The 18,133-nt window shown below is 43.2% G+C and carries 17 protein-coding genes; 14 read left to right on the top strand and 3 right to left on the bottom strand.

Annotation, left to right across the window (positions count from 1 at the left end):
- Nucleotides 1-280 precede the first annotated feature (280 nt).
- Nucleotides 281-2,332 carry an acetoacetate--CoA ligase gene (locus AACW75_RS19530; protein WP_145572355.1) on the bottom strand — a complete coding sequence of 684 codons (2,052 nt, stop codon included), beginning with the start codon at nt 2,330-2,332 and terminating at the stop codon, nt 281-283.
- 199 nt (nt 2,333-2,531) lie between these two features.
- On the opposite strand from AACW75_RS19530, the gene phhA reads away from it, so the two are divergent.
- The 6 genes from phhA to AACW75_RS19500 all read left to right on the top strand — a co-directional run bounded on the left by phhA (nt 2,532) and on the right by AACW75_RS19500 (nt 7,182).
- Complete coding sequence (phhA, locus tag AACW75_RS19525) at nt 2,532-3,326, top strand: phenylalanine 4-monooxygenase (RefSeq protein ID WP_102280123.1); 795 nt, start codon at nt 2,532-2,534, stop codon at nt 3,324-3,326.
- Entirely contained in the window at nt 3,316-3,654 is a 339-nt protein-coding gene (locus AACW75_RS19520; protein WP_145572354.1) for a 4a-hydroxytetrahydrobiopterin dehydratase, read from the top strand. Before phhA ends, AACW75_RS19520 begins: the two co-directional genes overlap by 11 nt.
- A gap of 145 nt (nt 3,655-3,799) precedes the next feature.
- On the top strand, nt 3,800-4,900 hold the full coding sequence (locus tag AACW75_RS19515; RefSeq protein WP_145572353.1) for a Fic family protein: 1,101 nt from the start codon (nt 3,800-3,802) through the stop codon (nt 4,898-4,900).
- A gap of 125 nt (nt 4,901-5,025) precedes the next feature.
- Entirely contained in the window at nt 5,026-5,883 is an 858-nt protein-coding gene (locus tag AACW75_RS19510) for a hypothetical protein (RefSeq protein ID WP_108092641.1), read from the top strand.
- A gap of 276 nt (nt 5,884-6,159) precedes the next feature.
- Complete coding sequence (locus tag AACW75_RS19505; RefSeq protein WP_004732615.1) at nt 6,160-6,369, top strand: DUF3283 family protein; 210 nt, start codon at nt 6,160-6,162, stop codon at nt 6,367-6,369.
- Between the two features lie 96 nt (nt 6,370-6,465).
- A complete protein-coding gene (locus tag AACW75_RS19500) occupies nt 6,466-7,182 on the top strand; it encodes a YebC/PmpR family DNA-binding transcriptional regulator (RefSeq protein ID WP_004732617.1) in 717 nt (238 codons plus the stop codon).
- Nucleotides 7,183-7,360: 178 nt separating this feature from the next.
- Here the strand turns inward: AACW75_RS19500 and AACW75_RS19495 are convergent, their stop codons facing one another.
- Nucleotides 7,361-7,612, bottom strand: coding sequence for a DUF2798 domain-containing protein (locus AACW75_RS19495; protein ID WP_145572352.1), 252 nt, complete (start codon nt 7,610-7,612; stop codon nt 7,361-7,363).
- Between the two features lie 84 nt (nt 7,613-7,696).
- Here AACW75_RS19495 and AACW75_RS19490 point away from each other — a divergent pair, with 84 nt between their 5' ends.
- The 5 genes from AACW75_RS19490 to AACW75_RS19470 all read left to right on the top strand — a co-directional run bounded on the left by AACW75_RS19490 (nt 7,697) and on the right by AACW75_RS19470 (nt 13,711).
- On the top strand, nt 7,697-8,599 hold the full coding sequence (locus AACW75_RS19490) for a LysR family transcriptional regulator (protein ID WP_145572351.1): 903 nt from the start codon (nt 7,697-7,699) through the stop codon (nt 8,597-8,599).
- 12 nt (nt 8,600-8,611) lie between these two features.
- A complete protein-coding gene (locus tag AACW75_RS19485) occupies nt 8,612-9,487 on the top strand; it encodes an NAD(P)-dependent oxidoreductase (RefSeq protein WP_017090359.1) in 876 nt (291 codons plus the stop codon).
- A 384-nt stretch (nt 9,488-9,871) separates the two neighbouring features.
- Nucleotides 9,872-11,392, top strand: coding sequence for a M20 family peptidase (locus tag AACW75_RS19480; RefSeq protein WP_145572350.1), 1,521 nt, complete (start codon nt 9,872-9,874; stop codon nt 11,390-11,392).
- 94 nt (nt 11,393-11,486) lie between these two features.
- Nucleotides 11,487-12,095: a DUF3299 domain-containing protein gene (locus tag AACW75_RS19475; RefSeq protein WP_145572349.1), complete on the top strand. Its 609-nt coding sequence runs from the start codon at nt 11,487-11,489 to the stop codon at nt 12,093-12,095.
- Nucleotides 12,096-12,427: 332 nt separating this feature from the next.
- Complete coding sequence (locus tag AACW75_RS19470; protein WP_102463845.1) at nt 12,428-13,711, top strand: serine hydrolase domain-containing protein; 1,284 nt, start codon at nt 12,428-12,430, stop codon at nt 13,709-13,711.
- 520 nt (nt 13,712-14,231) lie between these two features.
- Here AACW75_RS19470 and AACW75_RS19465 read toward each other — a convergent pair.
- The gene (locus AACW75_RS19465) at nt 14,232-14,981 is read right to left on the bottom strand and encodes a hypothetical protein (RefSeq protein ID WP_017090363.1); all 750 of its coding nucleotides are present in this window, start codon (nt 14,979-14,981) and stop codon (nt 14,232-14,234) included.
- 323 nt (nt 14,982-15,304) lie between these two features.
- On the opposite strand from AACW75_RS19465, the gene AACW75_RS19460 reads away from it, so the two are divergent.
- The 3 genes from AACW75_RS19460 to AACW75_RS19450 all read left to right on the top strand — a co-directional run bounded on the left by AACW75_RS19460 (nt 15,305) and on the right by AACW75_RS19450 (nt 17,938).
- Nucleotides 15,305-16,204 carry a LysR family transcriptional regulator gene (locus AACW75_RS19460; RefSeq protein ID WP_017094176.1) on the top strand — a complete coding sequence of 300 codons (900 nt, stop codon included), beginning with the start codon at nt 15,305-15,307 and terminating at the stop codon, nt 16,202-16,204.
- A gap of 429 nt (nt 16,205-16,633) precedes the next feature.
- Nucleotides 16,634-17,095 carry a carboxymuconolactone decarboxylase family protein gene (locus tag AACW75_RS19455; protein ID WP_102567245.1) on the top strand — a complete coding sequence of 154 codons (462 nt, stop codon included), beginning with the start codon at nt 16,634-16,636 and terminating at the stop codon, nt 17,093-17,095.
- Nucleotides 17,096-17,209: 114 nt separating this feature from the next.
- Entirely contained in the window at nt 17,210-17,938 is a 729-nt protein-coding gene (locus AACW75_RS19450; RefSeq protein WP_102567246.1) for an AraC family transcriptional regulator, read from the top strand.
- The last annotated feature ends 195 nt before the right edge of the window (nt 17,939-18,133 follow it).

Here is an 18,133-nt window from a genome sequence, read left to right as displayed (position 1 = left end):
CTACAGCGGCGACGACCTGTAATTTAAAGCCTAGTGTGTAATCACGCTGAGTGCGCTTAACGTAGGTATTATTTGAAGTAGTCATAATTCGTCCTCAATGTGTAAACACATTTCAGGACGGGACAGATCTTTAGAAAAGGCACGAAGCCAAACTGATGAGAGGGTTCATGAGCTTAAATAGTGGCTTCGATTCGGTTTTCAATCGGCTGCCTTTACTTCAGATATTATTTGACAGCCAAGTGAAAAGTGGAGATAGCTTGCTACGTTCTAGGCCTAATTGCTAAAGCGACACAACGCGCTTTATCTCTTCCAAGACCTCGGCGTTAGCGATAGCCCCGAGGTTTTCTACACTCTTACCATTGATGACCTGTTTCACTGCCAGCTCCACCAGTTTGCCAGAGCGTGTTTTTGGCACATCGCTGATCGCAAATATCTGGCTTGGTACATGCCTCGGCGAACAAGAGGATTTGAGTTTGCTTTTGATGGCTGTCAGTAACTCATCATCTAGATCCACACCTTGTTGTAGTTGAACAAACAGCCATATCTGTTCGTTGCGGTCGATGTCTTTACCGACTGCTATCGAGTCAACAATGCCGTCAATGGTGTTCACTTGTTGATAGATTTCAGCGGTACCAATTCGCACGCCACCGGGGTTGAGTGTGGTGTCGCCTCGCCCATAGAACAAATAGCCACCATGCAGGCTCTGTGCGACTTCGTCACCGTGATGCCACACATTGTCGAACCTATCCCAATAGGTGCTGTGGTAGCGCTCTCCGGTATCATTCCAAAAGCCGGCAGGGAAGTTGGGTAAGGAGTTGGTGCATACTAGCTCGCCTCGTTCTTGATTGACCTTTTGGCCAGAAGAGTTGAACACTTTGATGTCGACGCCGAGCCCGGCCTGTTGGCATTCACCGCGATACACAGGGGAGATAGGGCTGCCTAAAACAAAGCAGCCACAAATATCCGTGCCGCCAGAAATGGACGCTAAATGCAGATCTTGTTTGATGTGTTTGTAGACGTAATCGAACTGCTCTGGGTAGAGTACAGAACCGGTCGAGCACAGTGTTCTTAATTTAGGAAGGTTGTGACTGTCGCTCGGTGAGAGTTCCGCTTTCTCAATCGCTTCTAAATACTTGGCTGAGGTGCCAAATGTCGATACATCAGCTCGCTGCGCTAAATCCCATAGAACGTTGGGTTGCGGATAAACTGGGCTGCCATCAAAGATGACCAAACAAGCCCCGCTCGCGAGCGCAGAGACGTGCCAGTTCCACATCATCCAGCCACAAGTGGTGTAATAGAACACGCGATCGTTGGGCTTTATATCGCAATGAAGTTGATGCTCTTTTAGGTGATTGATGATGGTGCCGCCAACAGAATGCACAATGCATTTAGGCTTGCCCGTTGTGCCGGAAGAGTAGAGTACAAACAGAGGTTCATTGAAGTTCACACGAGTGAATCGAAGAGGTTTTGGCTGATAGTGATTAATGATGCTGTGCCAGCTTTGGGTTAACACATTGTGTTCAACGTTGTTCTTCTCTAAATGACTCTTCTCTAAATCGCTCTTATCTAAATCATTGTTCGGTTTCAAGTAACTGATCTGACACACCTGTTTTAATTCGTTTAAGTGCTCGATGATTTCACGGTTCTTGTCCGCCATATCGAACGTCTTGCCATTGAAGGTGTAGCCGTCACAAGTGAACAGCACCTTGGGCTTCACTTGGCCAAATCGTTCAATCACACTCTCAACGCCAAAGTCGGGAGAGGTCGATGTCCAAATCGCACCTAAGCTGGTGGTCGCCAACATCGCTATCACGGTTTGCGGTAGATAAGGCGTATAAGCAGCAACCATATCACCTTGCTTCACTCCGCTATCAACAAGCCATTGTTGAACGCTAGATACTTCCTCACACAAGGTTTGCCATGTGTAGCTTTGCTGTTCGCCACGCTCATTCTCAAACCAAATCGCAAGCTCGTTTGGCAACGTTTTGGCTGAATGCAGCAAGTTTTCTGCGTAGTTAACTTGAGCATTCGGAAACCACACCGCATCGCGATTTGATTTCGGCTGCTGCCAGCGGCTCCCACCTTGAGTTTTGATGTGCTCGCCTTGTGCTTTATTAATACAGTCTTGCGAGCCGACCATTTCACAAAACTGCCACACGTTCTGCCAAAACGACTCGGGATGTTCCACAGACCATTGATGAAGCTCCGCGTAGTTTTTCAATTCCCGCTCGAGTACGCCCTGCTGATCGAGGCTATCCATAAATCGGGTTACGTTGGCGTGTGCGATACGCTGGTCGCTAGGTTGCCAAATTGGCTTATTGCTCTCGTGCATTTCTTTACCTTTAACAAAAAGTTAACGATTTCAGTCTGGTATTTAGGTTTTACAAAGTCAAAAGATCAGCAAAATAAGGGGTTGCTGGAATTGTGTAAATAAAATGTTACACGATCGCTTGTTTCGAAAAATCGCGCAAATTGGCGGATATAAGGAGTGGAGATAGGCTTAAAGGGAGACATTCGAAAGGAGGTGTGTAATGACTCAATATCATTCTAAGCCCGTGAGTCAAGAGGGATGGGTTGAGTGGAGCCTCGAAGAAGACGCCATTTGGCACGACTTAGTGAAAAGGCAACTGGACGTCATCAATGACCGCGCATGCGATGCCTATTTACACGGTTTGACCCTGCTGGATTTGCCATTAGACAGAGTTCCCCAGCTTCCAGAGATAAACAAAGTGCTAATGGAAACAACAGGTTGGCAGGTACAGCCTGTGCCTGCATTGATCGATTTCGATCGTTTCTTTGATTTGCTCGCTAATAAGAAATTCCCAGTGGCGACATTTCTGAGAACGCGAGATGAGTTCGATTACTTACAAGAACCTGATTTCTTTCATGAAATTTTCGGCCATTGTGCCATGCTCACCAATGCCGATTTTGCGACATTCACTGAGCATTACGGAAAACTAGGCCAAGCAGCTACACCTAAACAGCGTGCGTATCTTGCCCGTTTGTATTGGTTTACGGTCGAGTTCGGTTTAGTAAAAGAAGGCGATAGGCTGAAAATCTATGGCGGTGGCATTCTTTCGTCTCCGGCGGAAACCATGTATGCGTTGGGAGGGGATTTGGCCGTTCGTGAGCGGTTCGATCTGCAAACGGTTTTAAGAACCCCTTATCGCATCGACATCATACAACCGAAATATTACGTGATTGATGAGCTGTCTGAGCTCTTCAAAATCAGTCAGGAAAACCTATTGCAGCAAGCTGATCTCGCGATAGACGAGGGATTACTACCACCACTTTTTGAACCTAAGGAACCAACACATGTTGAATGAACAAAAATGCGAAGCCTGCAGTATCGATGCAATTTCTCTTAATAAAGATGACCAACAATCTTTACTGTTGGAGTTGTCTGATTGGCAGATCATCGAAAGAGACGGCATCCCACAACTTGAGAAGGTGTTTAAGTTTAAGAACTACAAACAAGCATGGGCATTCAGCAACAAAGTGTCAGAGTTAGCAGAAGAAGAATTCCATCACCCTTCGGTCTTATTGGAATGGGGCAAAGTCACCGTCACCTGGTGGAGCCACTCAATCAAAGGCCTGCACAAGAATGACTTTATCTGCGCCTCACGCTGCGATGTGTTTGCGGTGAGTGAGTAGCCTTTTTGGGTATAGATGAGGCTTTTTTCCGACCTCTGTGATGTGATTATCTTATTATTTAGCTCATAATGTGAGTTGAATAACAATCTTAAACAGCTCATAGTATGAGTTGAATAAGTGATACTTTCGCATCATGAGGCGTGATATGTGGATTTGGCAGCAAGATAATTGGCCAAACTTTGTTTGGGATAATCAGAGAATAGGCGTGAGGTTAAGAGAAGTTCGGCTTAATCAGGGCATTTTATTGGGCAAGATTACCTCTCAATCTGAAGACCAAACGCAAACAATGCTCGATACTTTGTTAGCGAACATTGTCCACTCCAGTGCGATAGAGGGAGAAAAGCTAAATGCCTTCTCTGTTCGTTCTTCTTTAGCTAACAAACTTGGCGTGAGCGAAGAGCGACCTTTTCCTACGACAGAACAAACTGATGGCTTAGCCGAAATTATGTTGGATGCCGTGCAGAACCTCACTGAGCCATTAGCGCTTGATAGGATTTTGCATTGGCACGATAGGCTGTTTCCTCAAGGTTACACCATGTTTAACCCTGTAATCGGAGGTCAGCTAAGAGGTGATACTCCCATGCAAGTGGTATCGGGAAGAATTGACCGTCCGACCGTACATTTTGAAGCACCTAGCCGAGACATTCTTGATGCTGAGTTAGATGCGTTTATCACATGGTTCAATGATTCACTTACCGAGGCTACACTCGATCCCTTACTTAGAGCTGCGATAACTCACCTTTGGTTTATCACCTTACACCCGTTAGATGATGGTAATGGTCGTATTACTCGATTGTTGACCGACTTGGCATTAGCACAGGCCGAGCAGCAGTCGGTACGTTTCTATGCGATGTCGGTGGGGATTCTCGCTAACCGCAAGCATTACTACGAGATATTGGAGCGAACCCAGAAAGGGGGACTCGATATCAGCGATTGGTTGATGTGGTTCTTAGATACGTTAGACGAGACGTTTACAGGCGTTTTCGCTGAGGTCGATCAAACCGTTTATAAGACCAACTATTGGCGAAGCATCGACCAAACGAAGCTTACAACAGAGCAAGTAAAAGTGCTGAATAGGATGCTCGATAGTGATTTTTCTGAAGGTATCAATGCCAGCCAATATCAGAAAGTAGCAAAGGTGAGCAGTGCCACAGCAACACGTCATTTGAACGCTTTGATTGAGCATGGCTGCTTAGTTAAATCAGGTTCTGGCGGCCGAAGCACGCGCTATCTGTTGCCGGAGTAGGGTTTATACACTCACACTTCAACTTATATGCCTCTAGTGACCGGATTTCAGTGGTATTCTAATCTTCAATTACAAACCAACATTCAGTCAACTAAACATACATGAATCGAGACAGTAGGACTTTGATGAAAGCACCTTTAAAATCGAGTGGCGAAAAAGGTATCTTCAATAAATTTGATTGGGTTAAAGAGGCAGATAGCAAACTCATTAGTGCGAAATTACTTAGAGAAAGCGGCAATCAGAAAACATTAGAACTTGAATCATTAATGAAGACTGCCTCTTACACATCAAGTGATGTTTTTGAGGTCTTAACTATCAAAGATGCTGCTTACAAATCGAGTGTTTTGATGTTGGGATATGCACTTGAGTTGTTACTTAAATCAGGGGTTGTGTCATTACTCATATCTGCGCCTAAAGATTTACTTGAAAAAAAGGTCAGAGCTTATAGTCATAACCTAGTAAGTGTCGCTTTGGACTTAGGTATGAAACTGTCTAAGAGCGAGACTGAGCTGTTAAAAACTTTAAGTAGTTACATTATTAATGAGACACGGTATCCAGTTACTCCTGAATCAGTTGAGGATTATTGTAATAAAACTAACGAAATCAATGGTTTTATTGCTAATGACAAATGTTTTTGTGATGGACTAGAGTTTTATAGCAATCTTAAGAAGATTATAAATGATATTGATGGAACTCCTGACAATATGAAAATCTACTCTCGTATGGAATTGGAACGAGATGGATACATCATATTTCGAGTTGGTGGCTCTCTTCCTCCTGTCATTATTGTTAAATACTGTCAGACTCAGATTGATGCCAACACAAACACATTGGGCACGATTAAAGAGTTACTTATAAATAAGAATAAACAAAATATGTCTATCTATTCTCATTTGATGGAGTCTTCGTGGGATGCCGCTTTGTTTTTCTATGTGAGTAATAAGCAGGGCTTAACGCGCGTTCCCACTGGTAGTGAGAAATAAACAGGAGCAAAGTCATTGAGGCTCAGTGTTCTCCTGATTCATTTTATATTTAGCTTTCGAAAATATAACCTTTCGGTTTTTATATGAGAGCTGGCTCATAGCGTGCAAACTTGTTGGTGCTTTGAGCCAAACACACTTTCCCAAACTAGCTTGACCTGCATCAGCGACTTACTGCTTTCTCGTCCTACAACCCCCACTATTGCTCATAGTATTGGTTTTATGAGGCTGCTCTATGATATATTTCTCGGCCAAGCGTATTACAGACGAAGGCTAATAATGTCTATCAACCTTTCACTCCTTCCACCCAGTGAGAAAAATAAAATCGAACTGGATAAGCAAGCATCGTTTCTTGTATGGAAACTGAAGCAAGCGAAATGTGGCCCTGAAGCCATTGTTGAAGAAGCAATGAAGCTAGGTGATCCAGAAGAAAAGGCTTGGTTTGATCAGTCTGTTGAAAAATACAAACGAGTAATGGGTGTCGCATAAACGCAGACAAACCTTACCCAGCAAAGCTGTTGAATTGAAATGACGCAGTAATTTGCTAGAATTTGCACCGTTAATTGAATCAGAGAGAAGATCCCGATGGGAAGAAGTTTTGAAGTGCGCAAGGCCTCAATGGCGAAAACTGCAGGCGCAAAAATTAAAGTTTATTCTAAATACGGTAAAGAGATTTACGTACTGGCTAAGAACGGTAGCTCTGACCCAGACATGAACTTACCTCTTAAGCACCTGATTGCTAAAGCGAAGAAAGACCAAGTACCCGCTCACGTTATCGACAAAGCGATCGATAAAGCGAACGGCGGCGGCGGTGAAGACTTCCAACCAGCTCGTTACGAAGGTTTTGGCCCTGGTGGCACAAGCGTAATCGTTGACTGTTTAACAGACAACGGTAACCGTACTTTCCAAGACGTTCGCCAATGTTTCGTTAAAACTGGCGCGAAAATCGGTGTTGAAGGTACTGTTTCTCACATGTTCGCTCACCAAGCTGTATTCCAGTTTGCAGGCGAAGATGACGAAATCATCCTAGAAACGCTAATGATGGAAGACGTAGATGTGACAGACGTTGAGCTAGAAGACGGTGTTATCACTGTATTCGCTCCAACGACTGAGTTCTTCAAAACGAAGACTGCACTACACACTGCGTTCCCTGAGCTAACGCTAGACGTTGAGGAAATCACTTTCGTTCCTCAAACAACTACGCCAGTAGCTGAAGAAGATTCTGAGAAGTTCCAGAAGTTCTTAGACATGCTTGACGACTGTGATGACGTTCAGCAGGTTTACCACAACGCTGAGCTGTAATATCAATCAATAATTGATAGCTTTGCTCTTGTGAGTAGAATGTAGAATACAAAAAACCGAGCCTAGTGCTCGGTTTTTTTATGGGCGTCATTCAGGCATTTATCTGTGAACATAGCTTTTTTATCGTAGCTCTTTGGTGGAAGAACCTAGGTCATAGCCCCTGAACATTAGCCCTTGATCATCGTTCCGTGATCTCTGGTACGCAAAGCGTTCTCGGGCGACAAATCCATGCTGAGAGTTTTCTTATCAAAGGGAGCACGGTGAGGTTGAGCGTGATGGCACACGGCCAAGCAATCAAAAAGCTTTGCAGCCAGATTGGCGGCCACTCGGGGCTGAATCCCATTTTGTAGCCAGAAATTAACCCAGACATGATGGTCGCCATGGTCAAGGAGGATAAAATCGCGGTTACCCAAAATTGTTTGTTGTTCATACAGTGTTCTCCCGTGATTTTCTGTTGTTGATGAGATAAGGTTACATCTATCCATTAGTGAGAAAAATAGGCACATATAGAAGCATGAATTCCATATTTGGAAACATTGATGATCTGTTCTTATTCTGTGCAGTGGTTGAAGAGGGCTCTTTGCTATCGGCCTCGAAACGGCTGCAACTGCCTGTGTCGACTATGTCGCGTCGGTTAAGCGCATTGGAAGATCGCCTCAATATCCGACTTTTAGAAAAGAAAGGTCGTGAGTTGGTGGCCACCAAAGACGGTGAGGCGGCCTTTGCTGCACTGAGCAGTGGCATGGAGTCTATCCATCAAGGCTTTAATAGCTTGTTGGAAGAGCGTGATGCTATCCAAGGTAAGATTAAGCTCGCAGTGCCTCATAACTTCTATAGTGGCTTTCTAGGGGCGACAGTAGAGCAATTCCTCACTCAATATCCGAACGTTCAGCTCGACCTAACCCTGAGCCAGCAACAGCTTATTCCTCAGACCGATCGGGACTTACTGATTACGTTTAAGATCTCGGATATGGAAGGCATGATTGCTCGGCCACTTTTCAAAGCCAAGCACGGATTTTTCGCAAGCCAAGAATATTTAGATTCGCGTGAGACAATTGAAAAACCGGACGACTTAGAGCATCAAGACTGGATTAACGTCGACGATGTGTTTGATATGCCGCTCTACAAGTCCGACCGCTTAGAACAGATGATCACGATTAAACCCAAGTTCATCGTCAACGATATTCATGCGGTGGCGGCCGCAGCGCAAAAAGGCTTGGGGCTCGCTTCATTGCCTTTTCGTCATGTATCCCCTGAGATGAATTTGATTCAAGTGCTCCCTGAGTATCATCGGGGTGATCGCCAAGCGTATTTAGTGTACAAAGAAAGAAAATATCAGCCAAAGGCTTTGACCCTGCTTATTGATGCATTGATTGAGAGTGTTCGATCTTTTCATAGCGATGACTCGGTCAAATAAAAGGAGAAAGAAATGAAAGTAAGTTTTATCGGGCTAGGCGTTATGGGCTTCCCAATGGCAGGCCACCTAGTCAAAGCCGGTTTTGAAGTAACGGTATTTAACCGCACTCACAGCAAAGCGCTAGACTGGGCTGATAAACACCAAGGTAAAGCGGCAGAATCTGTGGCTGAGTGCGTCGCAGAAGCTGACGTAGTATTAGTTTGTGTGGGCAACGATGACGATGTACGCAGCATGACAACCAGCGAAACAGGCGCATTGGCAGCAATGAAGCCAAACGCAATTCTTGTCGATCACACCACAACGTCGGCAGTTCTGTCTGAAGAGCTTGAAGTGGCTGCGAAGCAAGCAGGTATTCGCTTTATGGATGCACCAGTGTCTGGTGGTCAAGCGGGCGCAGAAAATGGCGTGTTAACCATCATGTGTGGCGGCGAACAAGCGCTTTTCAACGACCTTCAACCTGTGTTCGAAGCTTACGGAAAATCGTCAGTTCTAATGGGTAAAGTCGGCCAAGGCCAACGCGCAAAGATGGTCAATCAGATCTGCATTGCAGGCGTACTGAATGGCCTTTCTGAAGGCTTGGTACTTGCTGAAAAATCAGGTTTGGATATCCCAACTCTGGTTGATTGCCTTAAAAACGGCGCAGCTGGTTCATGGCAGATGGAAAACCGCGCAACCACAATGGCGCAAGATAAGTTCGATTTCGGCTTTGCCATTGATTGGATGATCAAAGACTTAGGCTTCTGTCTAGATGAAGCAGAGCGTCAAGGTATCCAACTGCCACTGACGGAAAAGACCAACAACTCATACAAGGCACTGTCTGCCCAAGGACAAGGCCGCATGGATACATCAGTATTGATGAAAGCTGTGGTTGAAGAGACTAAGAAGTAGAAGAAACGAAGAAATAGTCGCAGCGAAGAAGCAGTAAAGGCTTTGCTTAGACATTTAGAAAATAGCCGCTGATTAGCGGCTATTTTTTTGCATAAGATAATTTAGCAATACAGAGAAAGTGTTTGTTCTGAAACTCACCATTGCACTAAATCTTTTTACGAATTTTATGTCACAGGGTGATATCGGATCATTTCCGTGACTGTAAAAGCTTTTCATCCCCGACACACTCATTTTTAATTTCACTTATCCACTACAAATTGTTGCCGACGTCTTCTGATGGGTGGAGTCCTTCGCTAGGGATTAGTTTGGTCTGTATTGTTGGTTAATAATTAACGCATAAACCAAAACACAGATTTACTTTTCATCCAATTAAGGCTTCAAATCATGACAAGACCATCAAAACTCTTTACCGGTATCGCTTCCGCTTTGGCATTGATCGCTAGCATTTCAGCGTGGGCTGATGAGCAAGACTTTAGTTCGATGCAAATGCAAGGTGTCGAAAAAGTCGACATTCAAGTTGATGTAGAAGGTGCTGCGCAACGTTTATCGCAAGCGGTTCAGTTTCAAACTATCTCTAACCAAGACCGCAGTGATTTTGATGAGCAAGCTTTTCGTGACTACCACCAATTTCTTGAAGAATCGTACCCATTAGTGCACAAAACACTCAAGCGAGAAGAAGTCGGTGACCCACGTCCTTTCAGCTTAATTTACACTTGGGAAGGTAAAGACCCATCACTCGCTCCTGCTATTTTTATGGCGCACCAAGATGTGGTACCGATTGCCGAAGAGTCTCGTGATGAGTGGAAAGAAGACCCGTTTTCAGGTGCGATTAAAGACGGTTATATCTGGGGTCGTGGTTCATTAGATGACAAAAACCAGCTTCAAGCACTGTTAGAAGCGACTGAGATGAAACTCAAAGAGGGTTTCCAACCTGAGCGCACTATTTTGTTTGTATTTGGCCACGATGAAGAAGTCGGCGGACCTGAAGGCGCTAAACACGCCGCTGATATCATTGAGCAACGTTATGAAAAAATTGCTTTTGTTATGGATGAATCTGCTCCTCTTGTCCCTGGTATATTCCCTGGAATCCGTGAAAATACAGCATTGATTGGTATTGCTCAAAAAGGATTCGTTAGTCTAGAGATTGCCATCAATGGTGTTGGTGGACACTCATCACAACCGGGAGAAGAATCGAATATTGTCGCGTTAGCAAAAGCGGTTGAGAAAGTTGAAGCTGCGCAATTCCCTTACAATATTCATGATGCGGTGCGTTACCAATACCGCTACATGGGACCTGAGCTTCCAGAAGCGCAGCAACCACTTTATAAAGCCGTTGCTTACGGTAATAACGACACCGTGACAGATTTAGAACAAAAATTCATTGAGGTGATGTCGGAAAACCAAGTGACTCGTGCCATGCTTCATACAACAACCGCCGTTACCATGTTTAATGCCGGTATCAAAGATAACGTATTGCCACCAGCAGCAACCGCCGTTGTAAACTTTAGACCGATGCCAGGCGATACACCTGAAGTGATCATTGAACATGTGAAAAAAGCGATTGGCGATGACCGCATGACCATACGTGATATATCAGCATCAACACCAGCAACGAATGTTGCGGATCCAAGTGGCCCTGGTTACGCGATGCTTGAAAAAACGATTCGTCAAACTTGGGGTAATGACCTGATTGTTTCACCGTTCTTTGTTATTGGAGGCTCAGACTCTAAACACTTCCAAGCACGTGATTTCGCACCTGATGTATATACAATGACGGCGATACAATTAGAAAGCGTAAAAGAATTCGAAGGCTTCCACGGTGTGAACGAGCGTATCTTAGTTGAAGAATACGGTCGCTCTATTGGGTTCTTCTACCAACTAATGGATAACCTCGAAAGTCTGTAATTCAAATATTATTGACTGATATAAAACGAGACGATGGCTAAGGTTTTCTTAGCCATTTTTTTATTAGCTATTGTTCTAATTCGAAAATGTTGAAATGAAAAATACATTATTGATGATTACGGCTTGTTGTTTTAGTTTGTTCACACAAGCGGCTGAAACCATATCTTGGGAATCGTTAAGACCTTTGCAGAATCAATATCAGGTTCTCTCTCCTGGGAATAAGGCGCTACTTTCTGAGATTTACGCCTATGAAGCCGTTCAAAAAACGCGTCAGTTAAGTCCAATGGAAAACGATGGGTACAATCAACGTGTGGTATTAGCTGAAAAGTTTGGCTTAAACGTACGTGAACTGCTTATACAAAGAACACAACAATCGAACGATATAGTTCCCGACCTTAGTATTAACGATATAAAACTGGCCGGGTTTTTAGTACCGCTCGAAATGGAAGGCTTAATAGGGACGCAGTTCATTTTAGTACCAACCGCAGGGGCTTGCATTCACACACCTCCACCACCAGTAAATCAAACGATTTTAGTCGAATTTCCTGAAGGCCATGAATTGCAAAGTTTATACACACCAGTATGGGTGATAGGGAACATTAAAACAGGGGCGGTTGATAGGTCGATTACACTTTCTGATGGCAATCAAGATATTCAAACCGGATACGTCATTGATGCGTCGGATATTGAGCTTTATCAATAAACTTGATCAATGAATTAAGAAAATGATCAGGTTATTAACGGGGAATCTTTAGGTTAAACCTGATCGTTATGTGCCGTTTAACTCACTTCTCTTTACGCTTTACACATAACAGCCTACACCTCGCAAATATTAGAGTCACTTGGGGTCAGGAAACTAGTGAGAAAAGAACATTCATGTTTCTAACTTCAATGTTTGATGGAGGCAATCCATCGTAGGCGATGAGGCGTTATTCCGTTTTCCTTGTAACGTGCCTGTATTAACAAAGACAACTGGCTCGCAGCTTTTGCATGCAGTTCGCACTACAGCACTTATATATCAATAGGAAAACCAATATGAAAAGCTTAATCGCTATATCCATTGTAACGGCTCTATCTGCAGGCTCAGCGTTTGCTAATGAGAGCATTAATGAATCATCCACAAACGTTGATGTTTACAACACTCATGACTTTTTCTTGAAAAAAGGCAATCGCGTTAAACTTCAGTTTCCTATTGAACAGTCTAAGTTTGCTTGGCAGAATTTAAGCCGTTTCTATCCTACGGCTCAAATTGAACGTGATGGACCTGTCTATCAATTTCCATATCAAATTGACCAAAATATTGGCGAAATATCAGCGACTGTACACGGTGAGAATAAGACTCTAAACGAACACCTAGATTCTTATCCTGTCGATGCTTTTCTTGTTGTAAAGAGTGGAGAAGTTGTCTTTGAGCGTTACAACACGATGGGAAAAACAGACAAGCATAATTGGTTTTCAAACTCGAAAATTACAGTAGGTATTGAGCTGGCTAAATTGGTCAACGAGGGGCAAGTTAACCTGAGTGACCCTATTTCTAAATACATTCCTGAATTAAAGGGATCTGACTGGGATACAGTATCCGTTTCTGATACTGCAAATATGGCGACAGGCTTGAATGCAACAGAGCACGATGAGCCAGAAGCAGACTCACGTATAAACCCAGAACAACCTTGGTTTAAATGGGCGGTTTCCATTGGCGTGTTTGAAGGTGAAGGCAACCAAAGCCCACTTGAAGTACTTGCTGAAATGAAACGAAGAGCGCCGGGCGGAAAAACATTCGAATACAATTCAATTAATACGTTTGTTCTAGCTCGACTTATTGAGAACGTTCGTAACTTACCCATGAATGAGATTGTCAGTCGTGATATGTGGCAGAAGATGGGCGCAAATAATGACGCTTACACTGTCGTTTCTCCACAAGGGGGATACCCTTTAATGTTTTTCTCAATGAATACCACAATTGAAGATATGACTAAATTCGGTATGTTACTTACTCCGTCAGCCACAAAGTTGGGTAATGGTGGTGTTAGCAAAGAAGTCATTACGTTAATTCAAGACTCTGGTAACCCAGAAGCTTACGGTGGTGGCTATGTGGGCAAGATGATGGAAAACTCTTTCTCCAACGACACAAACATCAAGAATGGTTATCAATTTGATGCAATCTTTGAAGATGGCGACTTATTCAAAGCAGGTGTTGGCGGTCAAGGTGTGTATATTTCACCAGACAAAGACTTAGTTATATCTTTCTTTTCAACCAGTAATGGTAAAAACCAAGAAGAAACTTATGCTCGTGAGATTGCGAAGTATTTTAGTCGCTAATTATGCAATCGGTGATTGCCACTTGGTGTGATTAATCATTGATAGATTTGATCATTGAATAGAGTTTTATCTTTTTGTAACGCCAGTCGCCTGACTGGCGTTTTTTTGTTTATTTAGTTTCGCTATTTATTTCTTGTGTGCTCGCGATTAAGTATCACGATATCTTTGGGTCATCTCAACACCGCTATCCATTATCGCTTGTGGCAACGCTTTTATGCGATTTAGGCTCGTGGTTACACACCGATGTCATGGCATAAAGAAATGGACGTTATATAGATACGATTGTTTGAGTTTCTTCCCGTTACTCATTGTATTCAGAAGATACATTAGAGCTCCTTACCCTGTACTCATCGGCAATACATGTAGTGTTGAGGTAGAGAGTCAGTTCAAAGTAAGGCCGAACTGAATACTAAATCGTGGCTATTTTAATAAAGAAGAGTGAGAGGGGGTAAGGAAAATAAAACTAAAAAAAGGCGAATCTCTCGATCCACCTTTTAACGTATTATGGCTATTGGTCGTTTTAGAAGAAGACTTTGTATTGGAACCAAACCACGGTGTCGTCAATGTCTAGTTTTTGATTGGTTGATTCCATGCTTCCATAAGTATTTTCAACCTTGACTTGTCCCCAACGTGTTTTGTCTGCCGAAAAAGGAGTCGCTGCGAGTAGAGTGGTTTTAACGGTACTCGTTTCAATATCACCATCCATGTACGTAAATTCTGGGTAGGCTGCGAAATAAGTACCATCGGCGCCCGGCTTCCAGACCGCATAAGCCGCGGCCATACCACCTACGATACTATTGTCTGTAACACCAAAGGCACTTGTTGTGCTGTCTGAGTACTCACCGCCCATTACTGCCGCGCGGCCAAAAAAGGTCAGAGAGTCGATTGGAGTTCTAAAAATAGCGACACCACCTACAGCTGCAGTAGTAAAGCTTGCATTATCAATGATGTCTAATGACGCGGCTACACGAGGTGTAATGGCATTATTTATATTGAATACATGGAAATATTGAGCTCGGCTGTCTTTATATTTCCCCTCATTATCCATCGAACCTTCCAATGTGACCATAGACATCTGTCCGTTGTCATAAGTATATGATAGAGCTCCCGATAGCTTTAGATCACCTATGTTGTTGGTTGCCACATACATATTGGTACTGGCACGAGTCATATCGGACGGGTCAACTTTTTGGGTGTCATCAGCAAATGCTGAAATAGAAATGGTAGCAAGTAAAGCCGTAGACAAAGCGGTCATTTTGAGTCTGGTCATGAGACGTTCCCGAGTTATTTAAGTTAAGTGGCCGAAGCAATAACGCAACTTTACATAAGGTTTTTATACTCATTAACTCTCTAGCGATGGGCTCGATCCATCGCTGTCATCCAAACATTTGCGGTAAAGGGGGATTTCGGTTTTTTTGGTAAGAAATATTTTAATTCATCTGTTTAAAGTGTATTCGATGATAGATTTTTAATTGATGTCAGAGCGTGGTGATAGGGATGTGTTGTTTGATAAGAGAAACGGGCTCTGTGTTGGTTAATGTAGACTCTGGTGGTAAAATTTATTAACGAATATGAGGACTCGCAGGACATGATATGAACTTTAGTCTTGAACAATTAAATACTTTCGTTGCGGTATATGAGCAGGAAGCTTTTAGTAAAGCGGCGATAAAATTGAATAAGCATCGAACAACGGTTGCACAAGTCATCACGAGTTTAGAAGACCAGTTAGCGATCACTTTATTCGATAGGTTGAGCCGCAGTGTAGAACCCACTGAAGATGCAGTACTTCTTTATCATTACGCAAAGCAAATACTAGAGCAGGCTAAAACGCTTGATAGATTTGCATTAAGTCTTTCATTTGGCGGGCTAGAATCGGTGACGATAGCCTATGCGAGCTTTTTACCTCATCATGTTGTTTCTAAAATTCGTCGACAGCTCGATGAAGACTTTCCATCCATGCGTGTTAATTTTTTGGTCAGAACGAAACCAGAAATAAAAACAGGGATTGAAGATGGAAGCATTCACTTTGGTATTGTGAACATATACGAAAGCAAAGTGATTAATAGTATTGATTTTACTTTTTTGGGGAATATGCCTTTTGTTCCATTTGCTAATGCAGAAAGTGAACTATCAGCTAAGCCAACAAACGAGACACTCTCAACGATGAAATCTTTACGACAGTTTGTTCTCAAATCTATGGTCGAAGATAAAATGACAGAGAAGGTTGTTGTTTCTTCAAAACATGAATATGTTGATCAATTAGCAGTCATTGTTAAGCTTGTCCAAGATGATTTTGGTTGGGCTCTTTTACCAAAATCTATAATTGACTCTGAATATGTGACTGAAAATTTGGTAGAGATAAAATGTGACGAGATCAAACAAGAAATAATGGTACCCATATCCCTTTGGTGTCCACATTCAAAACAGATTGCTCTGGTAAAAAAATCGATCATCAAAGTCGCTGATTATTATATAAACAAATCAGCGTACTAAAAAACGGACACTTTATTGGGATGAGTTCATAAGGCTATAGAAGTATTTATCTTGATTAGCTATCTATTATGAACTCGTTTTAGCGCACTTTGAGTCATAAAGTGCCATGAGTTAAAAATCGGTCTATCCAAGTTGTGGACATTTTCGAGTTAGGAATGAGAGTGAGCTTATGGCATTGCCGCCTTTCCAGTATTAGATTTTATTATTCAGTATGAACACTTATTATTTGGTATGAGACTTTATTCCTCTCTGACAAATGCTTTTTATTACTGGGTTTCGTAACACTATCATAATAATTTGAGCCTGCTTACCTAGGGTGGCTGAGAAAAAGTCTGAACCGAACGTCTACCTTTGCCAAGCATGTGTCGAAAATCTTCAATCTATTGCTAAGTGCGTTTTTTATCATGTGAAAAAACTAGGAGAAAGACCATGCAAAAACGACTCAGCTACATTGACATAGCGCCGAAGGCAATAAACATTCTTTATACTCAGGAAGCGTACTTCCATGAGCAATTTCGCCAGTCAGACACAATGAGTATGACCATATGGGAACTGGTAAAGTTGCGTGTTTCGCAAATCAACCAGTGTGCTTTTTGTATCGACATGCACAGTAAAGATGCACTTAAACTGGGTGAAAGGCCTGAACGTATCTGGGGGCTTAGCGCGTGGAAAGACATGCAGTTCTACAGCGATGCAGAACACGTTGCGCTGGGTTGGGCTGAATTACTGACGGCTGGTCTGCCGGTAGATGATGAGACCTATCAGCTCACCTTGAATACCTTTGGAGATAAAGCTATGGTCAATCTGACGATAGCGATCAATGCCATCAACAGTTGGAACCGAATAGTGAAAGCATTTAAGCCACCGGTGGGAGTGTACCAGCCTAAATAGCTCAACTCGGACTAACCTAAGCCGTACTTCACGACTTACACTTCTACTTAAGACTATGAAAAGTAAATTTATACGACTTTTTTATCTAAGTTGAGTTTAAATAGGATAATACGTTTGAATTTAGATTTTGAGATTTTCAAACCACAGGGGATGTTAGCCGGCCATATTCAGGCAATCTGGTCGGTTTCCGTAGAACCTGATACAGCGCAAACCGTGCGTAGACAATTACTCAGCGACGCCGGTACAGGAGTGACGTTCATTTTGAAAAATGATGTGCACATGGACGGCGAGTGGCAGGTACCGGGGGTTATCCTACTGCCAGTCAGCACGCTGGCGCATCAGGTCAGTCTACCGCCTGGCACAGTAATGGCCGGTGTGCGTTTTCATCCGGCAGTAGGTTATCAGTTGTTTGGTAAACGCTTAGAGCGGTCGTTGCGGATTGAGGGCGATCATCCTCTTGCCTCTTCGGCGTTGCCGATATTTGCATCTCTGCAAGCAGCACGTTCGCCGACGGCAAGAATTTCTACGTTATACCGCTGGACCCAAGCTCTGATTGCAGAATGTGATCCTCAGGATGTCGGTCACATTATTCACCAGCAGATAGGGACGATCAGTCAACGCCAGAGAGAGCGTAAATTTCAGAAATGGCTGGGGATTACGCCTAAACATTACCAGCGTATCGCACGGGTGAAACAAACTTTAGAGCAGCTTCGAGCACAGCCCGATATATCTTTGGCGGATCTGGCGCTGGAGCAGGGCTTTGCCGATCAGGCACACATGACGCGTGAATGTAAGCAGATTGCGTGCATGACGCCGAAACAGTTTGTGCGGAAAAGGAATTAGCTTTAAATGTAAAATCGCCAGCTATGAACTGACCTACAATAGTTGGACAAGTATTTACTCTAACGAATAATGGGGCATAAATGAGCTAGCGAATTTAGTAAATGAAATTACTTTTTAGTATGGAAAGACACTTAGCTCGGTGTTTTGTATTAATAGTGCAAATCAGTTTAAATTGAAGCAGATGAAGCTGACATT

The sequence above is a fragment of the Vibrio sp. L3-7 genome, assembly GCF_963898195.1.
In the GTDB taxonomy this organism is placed as follows: Bacteria; Pseudomonadota; Gammaproteobacteria; order Enterobacterales; family Vibrionaceae; genus Vibrio; species Vibrio echinoideorum.
This window is presented reverse-complemented; position numbering and strand designations above follow the sequence as displayed.